A 15,166-nucleotide genomic window follows, 5' to 3' on the forward strand; every position below is an offset into this window, starting at 1 on the left:
CCTCGAGCGGCAAGCAATTCCACTTCCAATCCAATACGCGAAACATAATATGATTATAATAGAAGTCTATCCCTACTTTCAAATAGAACAAACACACTTTATGTTAATACAACGCAAAAAATGGTAGGATAAAACTACAAAAAAAGAAAGAGAGCTGAAAATCTGATGACGAAAGATGGAAGACATCGAATGGATATTAAGCCTGGTATAAAAGTAAATATTGTCCTTAAGGCAGACCAGAAAACAGGAAAACTCACTCAGGGAGTCGTAAAAGCAATATTGACCAATTCAAGCACACATCCACACGGAATCAAGGTTCGACTAGAGGACGGTCAAGTTGGACGAGTAAAAGAAATACTTTAAGAAAAACTCAGGGCACCCTGTTCAGCCTCGACAAGCGGTGCTGATTTTTACGCCATTTATTGCGACAATTACCCTGTTTTTTCTTTTACTTTGTCTACAATTAAATTCTTCATTCGCGGGGCGAACTGAAATGAGATGGTACCGATAACAGCAATCACTAGAATGTAGGTATTGGAGAAAACCTTTAGATCGCCTGACGCCAGAGCAGCGATGATGACTGAAAACTCCCCTCGCTGAGTTAGTGATAGTCCTGCATTAAGTGAATCTCTTTTGGACAACCCATACCATTGACCTCCAATGAAGCCAACTATTAATTTATGGATCAATGACCATAATATGAGAACGACAAGCAACCCTAAATGGGGAATATCGCTCGTTAAGGTTATATGAAGACCAAAGTTAAGGAAAAAGAATGGGAGAAATATATTTCTAACAGGCAGTGCTGCTTTTTCAATCTTGTCTTTTTTCGTAAACTCAGAAAGCATCACACCTGCTAGAAATGCACCAATTACCTCTGATAGTCCCAGCATGGTCGCCACTCCAGCGTAGGTGAGGGCAATCCCAGTAATCAAAACAATGAAAATATCTTCTTGGTTAATTTCTTGTAGAATTGATTCTGCCTTTTTAAAAACAATCTTTGCAAAAAATACAGCAATCCCAGCGAGAATGCTTATTTTCAATAGAATCAGTAAAAAATCAGTAATGGTCATCCCGTTACCGGAGAGTCCGATAAGCACTGTTACAAGAATGGGAGCAATCAAATCCTCAAAAACGAGGATCAAATGCATGAACTCAGATTCCTTATTCTCACTTCTGTTTTCATCCTCGAGCAGTTTTGCGGTAATCGAAGAGCTAGTAGCATAGACAAACCCTCCGACAATCAAGGATGAGATCCAATCTAAACCAAATAGGGAGCTGATCAGAGCCGTTACAAATACTCCGAGGATTACATCGAGCAAACCGCCCTTCCAAACCCTGGAACTGTTTGAAACCAATCGATTCACTGGGAATTTCATCCCAAGAATAAAAAACAATAAGATTAATCCTATCTCCCCTGCCACTTCAATTACCTTGGATTCTTTAATAACAAATGATAATGCCAGCCCAAGTAAAATATATAATAATATATCTGGAATTTTGATCAATTTGATGCCTACCATACTAATAAAGAAAAGCATTAATAAAAATAAACCAATGATTAAAATCAGATTTACTATAAGACATCACCTTTTCTATTTTAAAATTCTTTCTTATTTACCCATTCCGATCCGCTTCCACACATGGAATTTGAACTATTCACTGATTGAAAAATGATAAAGTAAGTGGAACTAAGCTTACAGACAAGACATTCCAATCCTTTATGCTAAAATTAACTATAAATTCTAACGAATGAATAACTAAGGGGGAACATATGAACAGCAGTCAAGAAATTACTCTTGCCCGGCAGCAGCACAAGAGTATTACGAAATCCAAACTAGCAAAAAGAATCTTTTTTATTATTTTTGGATCTGTCTTGATGGGGGTAGGAATCGAGGAATTTCTCGTACCTAATAGGATTCTTGATGGTGGAATTGTTGGCATATCCATCATCCTCTCTCATATAACAGGCTGGCGCCTCGGACTATTTATTTTTGTATTGAATATCCCTTTCTTTTTTATTGGCTATAAACAAATCGGAAAAACATTCTCATTATCAACCCTGTTAGGAATCACTGTATTGTCATTAAGCACCACCTTTCTTCATGAATTGCCTGTATTCACTGAAGATTTGCTGCTTGCAACCGTTTTTGGTGGAATCGTTCTCGGCGCTGGTGTTGGCATAGTCATCCGTTACGGCGGATCTCTGGATGGCACTGAAATTCTGGCTATTCTAGCGATACGAAGACTGCCATTTTCAGTCGGTGAAGTTATCATGTTTTTTAATATCTTCATTTTTGGAACCGCAGGATTTGTGTTTGGCTGGGATCGTGCGATGTACTCGATTCTCGCTTACTTCATCGCCTTTAAAACTATTGATATTGTGATAGCTGGTCTGGATGAATCAAAAGCAGCATGGATCATCAGTGACTACCATAAGGAAATAGGGGAAGCCATTCTTGCCCGGCTTGGCCGCGGCGTAACCTATTTAAACGGTGAAGGAGCATACACTGGAGATGACAAGAAAGTAATTTTCTGTATCATTACTCGTCTGGAAGAGGCAAAGTTAAAATCAATTGTCGAAGAACTTGATGACACTGCCTTCCTTGCAGTAGGGAATATTGCGGAAGTACGCGGAGGAAGATTCAAGAAGCGAAATATCCATTAGAGATTACTCAGGAACCCGAAAAGCCCAGAAACCCATCTGGGCTTTTCGGGTTCCTGCAAAAAACAAAATCAAAATAATTAAAATAAACTATTAAAACTCGTTTCTTTCTTTTCCCCTATATAATATCCTCACACAAGATTATTTGGAGGTGCCCTTCTTGAAGACAGCTGGAATTATTTTTGGCTCCATCATCGTTTCTTTCGCATTCAACCTATTTCTGATTCCACATGGAATTATGAGCAGTGGGATTAGTGGACTTTCGATCATTTTCTCGATGCTTACTTCCATCAACGCTGGGATTTATAATTTCCTATTGAACTTTCCCTTGCTAATTATTGGTTATCTCAAATTAGGAAGAAAATTCAGCTTTTATACGATCCTTTCCGTCCTCACCATTTCTGTCACCCTTTATATAATTCCAGTTTTCCAATTAGCGGAAGATCCGATTCTTTCTTCGATCTTTGGAGGAGCAATTGTAGGATTGGGAATTGGCATTATTTTTCGTTCATCCGGATCATCAGGCGGATTTGATATTATCGGCATGCTTCTTGCCAGACGGAAAGACTTCCCTATGGGAACACTGTTGTTTGCGATGAATTCAATTGTCATTTTGCTATCTGGCTTTTTATTCAGTTGGGATGCAGCCTTAAACACCCTTGTCTCCATTTTTGTACTCGGGAAAGTGATTGATAAAGTGCATACACACCATGTGAAGCTTACTTTGATGATCATTACTAGAAAAGGGGAAGAAGTGAAGCAACATCTACTTAAAAACGTCTATCGCGGTGTGACCGTTATTCATTCTGTTGGGGGATACTCTAATGAGAACAGCAATGTGATCATTACCGTCATTTCGAGATATGAATTAACAGAAGTCAAATCACTGATAGAGGAAATAGACCCAGAGGCGTTTGTGAATATTACAGAAACACTGGAAGTAATGGGGCTTTTTCATCGAAAACAGCATTAAACACCATCAAGAAACATGCTTCTTGATGGTGTTTTTGAAAATGATCTTGAATTTTTTCTTAAATTGTCATATAATAATTAAGTCGCTGAAATGATATAGGTAGATGACGATCCATTTCATTATGTCCCAGTAGCTCAGTAGGATAGAGCAACAGTTTCCTAAACTGTAGGTCGGGAGTTCGAATCTCTTCTGGGACGCTTAAAAACCTTGATAATAAATCAAGGCTTTTTTTAACGGGCAACGCTTGTTGGATGACCAAGGCGCTTGCGCTTTTCTTATTTAAGTATGCTTTAATTATCATCCGTATTTTCGTCACTTCTAACATCTGGTTTGACTGGCGTTAGCTCTTCTGACGCCTCTGTTTGGTATCGATAATCTGCAGAGTAATCTTGCTCTCCTTCTTCTAAAACATTTCTCGATACATATTTGTGGAAAAAGTATTCAGTAACGGCAAGTCCGGCCGCAGCAATCAACGACGGAAACACTAAGCTTTCTCCATAGGTTAAGCTTTCTCCTACTATCCAAAAAAACATAAAGGCTAGGCCAAAATCTACTGCAGTTGCGATCGTATTATTTGCTTTAGGCAAAACAAGTAAATCTCCTAATACGTATGAACCAATACTAAGCACCAGAGACATCAAAAATACATTATTAAATGACATATTATACATTGCACCAAAGATAACATACAGCAATACAAGGCTGACGATGAATTTTATCCCAATCGCTTTTACATGTTTCAAGGCAATCTCCTCCAATTATCATGATTTGTATTATTTTGCTCCATGTGCTTTATTCCATACTTTTTTTTGCAAAAAAAACGAAATCAATCCAATTAGGAAAACAACAATAATACTAATGAAAAATCCCATTCGTATGCTTTTTTCAGCCAATGTGCCTATTACTGCTGCCAGTATAAGAACGATTCCAATGATAGCAAGAATTTTTCCCCACGCCTTTAATTCCACTAATTTTAGCCCTGAGAGGATAATGAATGCCCAGTTGAATAATATGAGGATTCCTGCTGCAGTTGTAATATATTCATAAATTTTTCCAGGAAGCAAGAGCGCGGTAACAATTGAAGCAATCAACCCTACTATGGCTAGTCCTAGTGACGGTAAAGGTAAACTTTTCCACCTTTTAATTTTTTTAGCAAAGATTTTCGGAGCATCTCCATCTTCAGCCAGCGTCACGAGCAAAGTTGTCACTCCAAATAAAGAAGCCGTCATGGTTGAAAAACCGGCAAGAATAATCGCTGCATTAAAGACATGCGGAAAGAATCCAAGCCTGAATGGACTTAGGGCAGTAACAAACGGACTCTCCTTATCGTTAAAATCTCCGTGTGCAGCCAGAAGGACAGCAAGGCCCAAGGAAAGCACATACAAAATGACCAAAAAAATTAACATGATCATGCCAGCTTTTGGAGCATCTTCCTTCTTCTTTAATCTGAGTGCCATTAATCCAATTACCTCTATGCCTCCATATGCGTAAAAGGCGTAAATTAGCGAAGACCAAAACCCCTTAAAATCGTTAGGGAAAAATTTTTGTGTGGAGTTCGGTATATTCAGCTTCTGTGCTTCAAGGTGGAATAATCCGAAAAGAGCCGCAACCACAATCAGGATAAACATAATAATCGCAGCCGTTTTCATCACTGCAAGGAAATCCTCTACCTTGTCAAAACCTTTATTTCCAGTTAACACCACCACGATTGATAGTACTGCATAACCAGTTGCAAAAATCCATATAGGGATGTTAGGAAACCAGAATTGGGATAAAATTGATAGGGCGGTTAGCTGGCTTCCCATAATCAGGATATTGGAACTCCAATAATTCCAACCGCTGCTAAATCCTGCCCATCTTCCGTAAGCCTTATTGGCATAATAGCAAAAAGAGCCATCCTGCGGGTCCGCTGCTGTCATTTTCGCCAATAGATTATAAACAATGTACGTACCAATAGCCGCCAGGATAAATGAGAGAACGATGGATGGCCCGGTAATTTTGATCCCAATTGCTGATCCTAGAAAAAAACCAGTGCCAATTGTAGAACCCACCCCTATGAGAGACAATTGCCACCATTTTAAATCTCCATCACTTGTGTGATCCTCACTCTTTGACTTTGCAGATGGCAAAAAAAAGTCCATTCCTTCTTTTCCCCCCCTTTTCTCCATAAGTATTATCTTTCTCGAATCGAGATATTATGTGAGTAAATACAAAAAAGCCGTTCCTTTAAGAAACGGCTTTTTTCGAGTTATTTTTTGCTTTTATCCTTTTCTGAGTCCTTGCTAAGTCCAGTTATGGTGCGGTATAACTGTGAATAAATGCTTCCTTGTACAATATTCTCCAGAAAAAATTCACCAATCAGCTCTTTGAACTCTTCATCTTCAAACATTTTCTTGTTTTGAAGTTCCATTTCTGCCAACCCTTCATAGGTAGAAACCAACGCATAGGTATGATCTTCCCCAGATATCGGGGACAAAAGCTCTACTCGATGATCATATTGTTCATTCCGGAAATTTTGAATCAAGCGCAAATTTTTGATTCCATCCTCGAACTTATCTTGTTTCAATTCAAATGTTTGAATAACAATGACAGACATATCCTATCCCCCTGTAAATGGTCGATACAATTAGATTTTCCAAATCCAAAAAATCTATTCGAACGAGGTTTTTCATTTAAGGAAATAGGGATAAAAGCTAAGCTGATTTTTAATAATCAATCCAATTCTAACAATAACAATTCAGGATCTTCCAATAGTTTCTTTATATGATTCAATGCCTTTTGCGCAATCACGCCATCAATGATTCGATGGTCATAACTAAGAGAAAGTGGCATCATCTTTCCAATGATTATCTCTCCATCTTTGACAATTGGTTTTTCTACAATTTCTCCTATTCCAAGAATAGATGTTTCTGGATGGTTAATGATTGGAGTAAACCACTGCCCACCTGCCGATCCAATATTTGAGATAGTACATGTTCCACCTTTCATTTGTTCCGGTGCTAATTTACTGTTTCTGGCTGATGAAGTCAAGAACTCTATCTCCCTGGCTAGTCCGGAGATATTTTTACGGTCGGCATCCTTAATGTTAGGAACTACGAGTCCATTATTTGTTTGGGTAGCAATACCAATGTTATAAAACTTTTTAAAGAGAATAGTCTCTTCGCCTTCATCAATTGCTGCATTTAGTTCCTTGAATTCTTTTAATGCACTTGTTAAGGCTTTGACTACATAAGGCAGATAAGTTAGCTTGATTTGTTTTGCATTGGCAGCCTTTTTTATCCTGTCCCTGTGAGAGACTAATGCTGTTACGTCTGCTTCGGAAAAATGGGTTACATGCGGAATAGTTTGCTTTGAATGGGTCATAGCTCTGGCAATTGCTTTTCGGATTCCTGCCAGCTTGACTCTTTCCATATCATCATCATTACTATTTTGTGCTGATTGCTGTGCTATTGATACTTGTTGCGGATTATAGTCTTTTCCCTCAGCAAATTTTAAAACATCTTCCCGATGGATTCTGCCATTGGTGGACCATGCTTGGACTTCATCAAGGTCAATACCTTTTTCTCTGGCAAGCTTCCGAACGGATGGAGATGCAATCACTCTCGTTTTTTCCTTGGAAAATTCCTCATCAGGTTCTTGTTTTTTTGGAGCATTTGCAGCATTTTGGATATCTTCAACTGTTAGTTCTCCTTTTTTCCCCGTTCCTTTTATAACTGTTAAATCGACACCTAAATCCCTCGCAATTTTCCTGACACGAGGAGAAGCTTTGACAAAATAGCTTTTCTCTGGATCATTGGCTTGCTGGATAGGTTTGGGTGATTCATCAGCCTGGCTGTTTGGAATAGCCGTTTCATCATTTTTTCCTTCATCAGGCCAAATACTTACTAGAACTTCACCGACACTAATTACCTCCCCTCTATTTTTATGAATTTGAGCAATTACGCCATCAATATCTGATTCAATCTCATTAACGGCTTTTTCGGTCTGCACTTCCACAATAACGTCGCCTTTTTTGACTACATCCTGTTCAGATTTATGCCAAAATACAATAAGACTCTCTTCATCTGTTTCTGAGAGCTGTGGTAATTTTAGTTGATGTAAAGTTTTAATATCCTGCATTTTCATTCCTCCCTGGAAAACGAAAGACGGCTATTCCACTTATGAACAGCCGTCTGTTGCTAATACGTCTTTTATTCTTCCATTAATTTAACAACAGCGTCTGCAATTTTCTGTGCATTTGGGATGACGTATTTTTCTAGATCTCGGCTATATGGAATCGGAACATCGGGAATAGCCAATCGTTTGATTGGGGCTTCCAGCTCGTAAAGCGCTTCTTCCGCTACAATTGCGGCAATTTCAGAGGTAAAACCAAATGAAAGATAATCTTCGTCAACGACTACCAGTCGGTGAGTTTTACGCACTGAGGACAATATCGCTTCTTTATCGAGCGGGACGAGTGAACGAATATCGATAACCTCTGCGCTGATCCCCTTCTCTTCTAGTATTTTTGCCGCGGCAGTTGCCTGATGAGTCATCATTTGTATTCCCACAATTGTTACATCTGTGCCTTCTCTTACAACCTTCGCTTTTCCTAAAGGCACCAAATAGGATTCTTCCGGCACTTCCCCTACCGACTCCTCGACCTGATCCATCCAACCCAATCCCTGCAAAGTTTTATGGAACATGAACACTACAGGATTTTCGTCCCGGATTGCCGAAGTCATCATTCCTTTCAAATCATAAGGAGTTGAAGGGGCAACAACCTTCATCCCTGGCAAATGTGCAAACGTTGCATATAATGTTTGAGAATGTTGTGCTGCATCGCTGTATCCGCCGCCAACCCCAGTCATTAGCACCATTGGCAATTTAACAGAGCCGCCAGACATATAAGGAATTTTAGCCATATGGTTATAAATTTGATCCATACAAACACCAAAAAAATCGACAAACATCAGCTCCACAATCGGTTTCATCCCATCTGCTGCAGCACCAATTGCAGCACCAATGAATGCTGTCTCGGAAATAGGTGTGTCTTTTATTCGTTCTTCACCAAATTTCTCGAGAAGGCCTTGAGTTGCTCCAAAAATGCCGCCATATTTCCCAACATCTTCTCCAAGCACGAATACGTTGGGATCGCGTTCCATTTCTTGAGCAATCGCTTCAGCCATTGCTTTATTTCCTGTAAGCATGCGTTTCGTTGTTTGCATCTTATCCAACTCCTATCTTAGTAAATTAGCAAAACACATCTTGTAAAGCTGATTCTGGCAGTGGATATTCACTTTGCCTTGCATATTCAAACGCAACATCAACATCATGTTTTGCTTCATTTTCCAATTGCTCAAGTTCATTTTCGGTTGCTAGTTCCTCGTTTATCAGATGGTTTTTCAATTTTTCAATAGGATCCTTTGTTAGTAAAGCAGGAACCTCATCTTTTTCACGGTATAATTCCGGGTCACCTTGAAAATGTCCTAAAAAACGGTACGTCTCGATTTCAATGATCGACGGACCTTCTCCTCTACGAGCTCTTTCAACAGCTTCCTGGGAAGCCATGTACATCTCCATAGGATCATTATCTTTTACATAGTATCCCTTTGTATTATCATAGGCCGTGGCACGCTTATCATTAGAAAATATCGCAGTGGAAGCTGTCTTCGGTACGGAAATTCCCCATGAGTTGTCTTCAACAACTACGATTAATGGCAGCTTCCAAAGTGCCGCAAGATTCATGGATTCATGGAAGGCACCAGCATTGACTGCACCTTCTCCGATAAAGGCAACGGCAACCCAGTCTTTTCCCTTTTGTTTTGCAGCCAAAGCAGCGCCTGCCGCTTGTGGAATCCCTGCAGCGACAATCCCTCCACAAGAAAATTTCACCGCCGGATCGAACAAATGCATATGACCGCCTTTTCCTTTTCCCAGTCCTGTGACCTTTCCAAAAATTTCGGCAGTCATTCTTTTTAAATCGACACCCTTTGCGATTGCATGGTGGTGAGGGCGATGCGGTGATGCAACTGTGTCGTCTTCAGTTAAATGAGCGCAGATTCCAACTGCTGCGGGTTCTTGTCCATTTGACAGATGCATTTCACCCGGAACAGGTCCTGCACCAATATTAAATACTGGTTTCTTCCCCTCAGAATACGCTTCTACAAGCAATTCTTCATAATAACGGCTTTTCACCATCGTTTGATACATCCAGAGTAATTTCTCCTTAGGAATAGACATTTTGAATCTCCCTTCTATTAATTGTTAACTCATACTATATATTTGCAAGAAGCATGCCAAAATAGTAAACGCTTTCATGAATGGAAAGAAATGATTTCTATTTTAACTTTAAAACTAGTACTTCTCTGGAGATAAAAACTCTTCCCTTTTTTATTTCGTTTTTTTAAGATGCTCTCTGGGATCGTTGGTTTACAAAAAAGTGTCCCATTTTGTATCAAAATGTATCGTTTATTTCGATACAGTGACACAAAATGAGACACTATTTATTTCAAATTAAAACGTTCCATCCATCTGTATAATGTACTCCGCGATATGTTCAACTTTTTTGCTGCTTTACTATAATTATAATTACAATCCAGTAAAACCTGAACGAGCATTTGTTTTTGTATCATGTTTTTTGTACTATTAGAATCATTGTGAGGTGCATTCTGTTCATAAATGGATAGAATTTCCTCGGGAAGAGTATCAATAGATAAAATATCGCTTGTAACTCTATTCAAAGACCTTTCAATTACATTTTGAAGTTCACGTACATTTCCAGGCCAATTATATTTTTTTATCGCCTCCATGTAAGAAGGATGAACTGCTTCAATCTTTCTTGCAATTTTCCTGCTATACAGATCAATAAAATGGGAAGCCAATAGCTGGGAATCATCTCCCCTCTCCCTTATGCTAGGAATTTTGATTGGCAGGACATTTAGTCGGAAATATAAATCATGCCGGAAATTTCCTTTCTGGACCTCTTCCTTTAAATTTTTATTTGTGGCAGCAATGATTCGAACATTTACAGGAAGTACTTTATGTCCACCAACCCTGGTTATTTCCCTATTTTGTAAAACACGTAAAAGAAGTACTTGCATATCCAATGACATTTCTCCAATTTCATCCAGAAAAATTGTCCCACCGTCAGCAAGCTCGAACTTCCCCGAACTTCCGCCCTTCCTCGCTCCTGTAAAGGCGCCGTCGGCATAGCCAAATAATTCACTTCCTAACAAATCTCTTGGTATCGCTCCGCAATTAATCGCAATAAAAGGCATGTTTCGTCGTTTGCTTTCATTATGAATAGCCTGTGCAAACAAATCCTTTCCAGTTCCGCTCTCACCCAACAGCAATACATTAGAAGGTGAATTGGATGCCGCAATGGCTTCATTAATACTCCGAATAAAAAGCGCATTTTCCCCGATGATTTCTTTAAAGGTGATATTGGCTCTGTTTCCGGTAAGTTTGTTGACAAGTTGGCGAACCTTTTGAATTTCCTGAAAGATTAACAAGGAGCCAATTTGAGACTGCCCTTGATACACCGGCTTGCTATTTAGAAGAACATGAATGGGACTTTTTCCTCCTTTAAATCTCAACCTTATATCCCTATCTTTAATAGCTCCAAATATACTTACACCATCCGAAAAAAGTTTATTCTCAAAAACATGCTCTATCTTTTGGTCGATTAGTTCAGCTTCTCCTAACTGAATCATGTCCAGTAATGTTTTGTTTGCCTGAATAATGTCGCCTTGGAGACTGACTAGAATAATTCCGGATGTAAGCGAATTCACCGTTGCCTCTAAATAGCTTTGCATCAACTCATTCCGGCGGATTTTTTCCTTAAGTTCCAAAAGATTTTCTACGGCTCTGGCAATAGATACAACCATCCCGAGAGTATGAGGATGGACTTTTTCATAAGGACCGGAAACATTTAATACGCCAATCATCTCTCTATTGCGGCCATAAATCGGAGATGCTGAACATGTCCATTCCTGACAGATTTTCATATAATGTTCGTCGTGAACTACCTGAAGAGGAACCCTTTCTTTGATGCATGTGCCAATTGCATTCGTTCCGACCGTCTCTTCACTCCAATCAGCACCTTCTACAAAAGAAATCTTATTGGCTTTTTTTAAAATATCTTTGTCGCCAATGGTTTTCAAAAGTAACCCATCTTGATCACAGAGAACAACCATAAATCCAGTACCTTCAACCATTTTGTAAATATCTCTCATTAATGGCAAACTAGTTTCTATCAATTCAGTATTTTTTACTCTACTCTTGTTCAAACTCTCCTTCGAAACCTTTCCCTTTTCCATATCGGGATCAATATTGTTTTCCATGGATCTTAACAAAGATTGATTTATCAGCGCAGAAAAATTTAAATTGACACGCTGGGGTTTAATTAACAAATTATCATTTTTTCCTAACTCAATTATATTCATCAACTCACCCACTCCTGTAAATCTTTCCTTTTCCGAATACTGAAATCCATTGAAAAGAAAGGTGCCTGCTCCCTTTCCATATTAATCTTTAAGAGGATTAGGCACCTAAATACATTTCTAAAGCTTAACTCCGACTGGAGGGACTGCAGTCTTTTCATCTCTGTTAATGACAGGTTTTTTAGCCCAATAAGTGGCAAGGATCGGTCCGGAAATATTGTGCCAGGCAGCTGCAAGAACACTTGGAAGCGCAGCTAGCGGCCCGAAGTGTGCGGTCGCAAGTGCAACGCCTAGTCCTGAGTTCTGCATTCCAACTTCTATCGCAATCGCTCTTCGGTTCACTTCATCCTGACCAAGTACTTTTCCTGTAAAATAACCAAGTAGAAGTCCAAATCCATTGTGAAGCATGACGGAGGTAAAGATCAACAACCCTGATCCGGCAATGGTAGCTGCATTGCCAGAAACGACAGCAGCCACAATTGTAATAATAGCTGCAACTGAAATAAGTGGTAAAACCGCTAAACTTTTTTTCACTGCAACCGGGAAAAATTTCTTAACTACTAGTCCTAAAATAATCGGAACAATAATTACTTGGACAATTGACATGAACATCGCTACAGCATCAACCGGCATCCATTGGTCTGCCAGCAAAAGCAATAGTAGCGGTGTAATGATGGGTGCCAATAGTGTTGAAACGGAAGTCATCGCAATGGACAAAGGTACATTTCCCTTTGCAAGATACACCATAACGTTAGATGAAGTTCCTCCTGGAACAGACCCAAGCAGTACGAGGCCAGCTGCCAATTCTGCGGGCAAATTCATTAGTTTTGCAATGGCAAAAGCAACAAACGGCATGATGACGAACTGTGCACAAACTCCAATAATAACCGGTAGCGGTTTGGTAAAAATGATTTTAAAATCCACCGCCTTCAATGTGAGTCCCATTCCAAACATGACTACGCCAAGCAGAATGGTGATATAGTTTCCCAGCCCCAAAAATGGACCTGGAACCATAAACGCAAACGTCGAAGTTAAAATAACCCAAACTGCAAAATATTTTCCTGCAATAGTACTGATCGCTTCTAATAATTTCATGTGATCACACTCTTTCATTTTTATTCAGAATTTTATTTGGATTAAAAAGGTTATCCGGATCAAGAGCCTTTTTGATTTTCTCCATAACCACTAAGGCAAGTCCATGTTCTTTTTGCTGATATTTTTGCTTACCAACACCTACTCCATGTTCACCTGTGCAAGTTCCACCCTGCTCAAGGGCATAGAGGACAATTTTTTCATTGAGCTGCTCAGCCCTTTTAATCTCTTCAGGATTACTCATATCAATCATTAGGAGAACATGATAGTTTCCATCTCCGACATGACCAAGGATTCCTCCGGTCAGACCGAGTGAATCAACAGCTTCCCTTGCATGGCTTATTGCACCTGATAGCTTTGAAATCGGAAGGCATACATCCGTCACCATCATCTTCTTACCAGGGTGGCCATGGATAAAAGCATAAGCAAGATTATGCCGTGCCTCCCACAACCGATTCCTCGTTGCATTCTCTGTTTCAAATTGAATATCCAAACAAAAATGTTCTTCAACGATTTCTGTTGTGAACTCTATATCTTGCTTCAAACCTGCTTCATTCCCGTGAAACTCCAAAAATAGTGTTGGAGTTTCGCTATAGCTAGTTTCACTATACAGGTTCACCTGCCTTATGGAATTTTCATCGACAAGCTCTACCCTGGCAATCGGCACACCTGACTGTAAAATGGAAACAACCGCTTCAACCGCATCATTCAATGAAGGAAAAGAAGCTCTTGCCGCCATTATGTGCTCAGGTATTCCATATACTCTTAAAGTCAGTTCAGTAAAGATTCCTAGCGTCCCCTCTGAACCTACAAATAAACCATTCAAATGGTATCCTGATGAGGACTTAGCGGCCAAATTTCCAGTATGTATAATCGAACGATCCGCGAGGACTACTTCAAGATCACGCACTTGGTCTCGCATGACCCCATATTTGACAGAAGTCGTTCCGCTTGCATTGGTAGCTGCCATTCCGCCCAATGTCGCATCAGCTCCAGGATCCACAGAGAAAAACAGTCCATATTTTTTTAATTCTTTGTTCAGCTGCGTACGCGTTACACCGGGCTGTACCCTGACAAGGAAGTCCTTTTCACGTACCTCGACGATTTTATTCATACGCGAAAAATCAATTGTAATGCCATGTTCGTATGGTATGACATGGCCCTCTAGACTGGTTCCAAGACCAAAAGGGACCAATGGAACTTTAAATTTGTTTGCAAGGTTTACAATTTCACTAACCTGCTTTGTTGTTTCCGGAAAAACAACAAGATCAGGAAGGCTTTCCCTATGGTATGATTCATCACGGCCATGCAATTCTCTTACTGACTGATTTGCCGATACCTGCTGTTCAGAAAGGACCTTCTTTAAAGCATGTACGATGTTCATACTATCTGTTTCCATCAATTCCCCTTCTTTCTACCACAGTAAATTTGGTCAAACCAAAGATAAAATTGCTCCAACAAGTTAAAGTCAATTATACTAAGTAATCGGAAAAATTCAACAATTCACCCAAAACTTTTTGGTTTGATTATTTACTTATTAAAGCGCTGCTTAAGATTAAAACAGAAAAAACCCACCGATCTTCAAATTGGTGGATTTTTGAAACGTTTCAATTGTTTATTAAATTAATAAAAGAATAATAAATGAAACTCTGGAAATTACTGCTCTAATTTCATACCTTATAAAAGACCCTACTTTCAAAAGGTCTTAACCTATCCATTTTATCTATGTCCGGATAATTTTGAATAATTAATTGCGCATCTTCCACTTCCCTTATAAGTAGCTCATCTTCAATGAACCTATCCTTTTTATTGAAATTACATAAAACAATAAGCTTTTCGTCTAAGCTCCTTCGTTCATAAGCGAAGATGGAATGATCTTCTCGTGAACTACTCCCACCACTTACCACCCTTACAGGTGGCTTGAAGTGGGGGCTTCTCGACTTATCGTTGCTTTTGCTAGCCAACGAAAACTGACCGAGCTAACCCTCTTGTTCCAAGAGTTTTTGTTTCTAT

13 protein-coding genes and 1 tRNA gene are annotated in these 15,166 nt (G+C 39.4%); 4 read left to right on the plus strand and 10 right to left on the minus strand.

All coding sequences use genetic code 11. The features are described 5' to 3' along the window. The first annotated feature begins 165 nt into the window (after positions 1-165). Complete coding sequence (locus J2S25_RS12300) at positions 166-363, plus strand: YwbE family protein (RefSeq protein ID WP_044394042.1); 198 nt, start codon at positions 166-168, stop codon at positions 361-363. Between the two features lie 68 nt (positions 364-431). Here the strand turns inward: J2S25_RS12300 and J2S25_RS12305 are convergent, their stop codons facing one another. Next, positions 432-1,541, minus strand: a complete 1,110-nt coding sequence (locus J2S25_RS12305; protein WP_044394040.1) for a cation:proton antiporter — start codon at positions 1,539-1,541, stop codon at positions 432-434. 233 nt (positions 1,542-1,774) lie between these two features. On the opposite strand from J2S25_RS12305, the gene J2S25_RS12310 reads away from it, so the two are divergent. The 3 genes from J2S25_RS12310 (at position 1,775) to J2S25_RS12320 (ending at position 3,835) form a co-directional block, all read left to right on the plus strand. Then, a complete protein-coding gene (locus J2S25_RS12310; protein ID WP_044394037.1) occupies positions 1,775-2,668 on the plus strand; it encodes a YitT family protein in 894 nt (297 codons plus the stop codon). Positions 2,669-2,825: 157 nt separating this feature from the next. Continuing rightward, positions 2,826-3,638 carry a YitT family protein gene (locus tag J2S25_RS12315; RefSeq protein ID WP_044394035.1) on the plus strand — a complete coding sequence of 271 codons (813 nt, stop codon included), beginning with the start codon at positions 2,826-2,828 and terminating at the stop codon, positions 3,636-3,638. Between the two features lie 123 nt (positions 3,639-3,761). Next, positions 3,762-3,835: transfer RNA gene (locus J2S25_RS12320), tRNA-Arg, on the plus strand. 93 nt (positions 3,836-3,928) lie between these two features. Here J2S25_RS12320 and J2S25_RS12325 read toward each other — a convergent pair. The 9 genes from J2S25_RS12325 to J2S25_RS12365 all read right to left on the minus strand — a co-directional run bounded on the left by J2S25_RS12325 (position 3,929) and on the right by J2S25_RS12365 (position 14,552). After that, complete coding sequence (locus J2S25_RS12325) at positions 3,929-4,381, minus strand: YndM family protein (protein WP_307192045.1); 453 nt, start codon at positions 4,379-4,381, stop codon at positions 3,929-3,931. A 30-nt stretch (positions 4,382-4,411) separates the two neighbouring features. Further along, a complete protein-coding gene (locus tag J2S25_RS12330) occupies positions 4,412-5,779 on the minus strand; it encodes an amino acid permease (protein WP_307192046.1) in 1,368 nt (455 codons plus the stop codon). Between the two features lie 107 nt (positions 5,780-5,886). Continuing rightward, positions 5,887-6,234: a hypothetical protein gene (locus tag J2S25_RS12335; RefSeq protein ID WP_307192047.1), complete on the minus strand. Its 348-nt coding sequence runs from the start codon at positions 6,232-6,234 to the stop codon at positions 5,887-5,889. A gap of 116 nt (positions 6,235-6,350) precedes the next feature. Then, complete coding sequence (locus J2S25_RS12340) at positions 6,351-7,757, minus strand: dihydrolipoamide acetyltransferase family protein (protein ID WP_307192048.1); 1,407 nt, start codon at positions 7,755-7,757, stop codon at positions 6,351-6,353. 71 nt (positions 7,758-7,828) lie between these two features. Next, positions 7,829-8,845, minus strand: a complete 1,017-nt coding sequence (locus J2S25_RS12345) for an alpha-ketoacid dehydrogenase subunit beta (protein ID WP_307192049.1) — start codon at positions 8,843-8,845, stop codon at positions 7,829-7,831. Between the two features lie 25 nt (positions 8,846-8,870). Next, complete coding sequence (locus J2S25_RS12350; protein WP_044394026.1) at positions 8,871-9,860, minus strand: thiamine pyrophosphate-dependent dehydrogenase E1 component subunit alpha; 990 nt, start codon at positions 9,858-9,860, stop codon at positions 8,871-8,873. A 263-nt stretch (positions 9,861-10,123) separates the two neighbouring features. Continuing rightward, positions 10,124-12,064, minus strand: a complete 1,941-nt coding sequence (locus J2S25_RS12355) for a sigma-54-dependent Fis family transcriptional regulator (RefSeq protein ID WP_044394024.1) — start codon at positions 12,062-12,064, stop codon at positions 10,124-10,126. 117 nt (positions 12,065-12,181) lie between these two features. Then, complete coding sequence (locus J2S25_RS12360) at positions 12,182-13,156, minus strand: bile acid:sodium symporter family protein (RefSeq protein WP_307192050.1); 975 nt, start codon at positions 13,154-13,156, stop codon at positions 12,182-12,184. Positions 13,157-13,160: 4 nt separating this feature from the next. Next, a complete protein-coding gene (locus J2S25_RS12365) occupies positions 13,161-14,552 on the minus strand; it encodes an FAD-binding oxidoreductase (protein ID WP_307192051.1) in 1,392 nt (463 codons plus the stop codon). Positions 14,553-15,166: the final 614 nt, after the last annotated feature.

The organism is Mesobacillus stamsii (assembly GCF_030814065.1).
Taxonomy (GTDB): Bacteria; Bacillota; Bacilli; order Bacillales; family Cytobacillaceae; genus Mesobacillus; species Mesobacillus stamsii.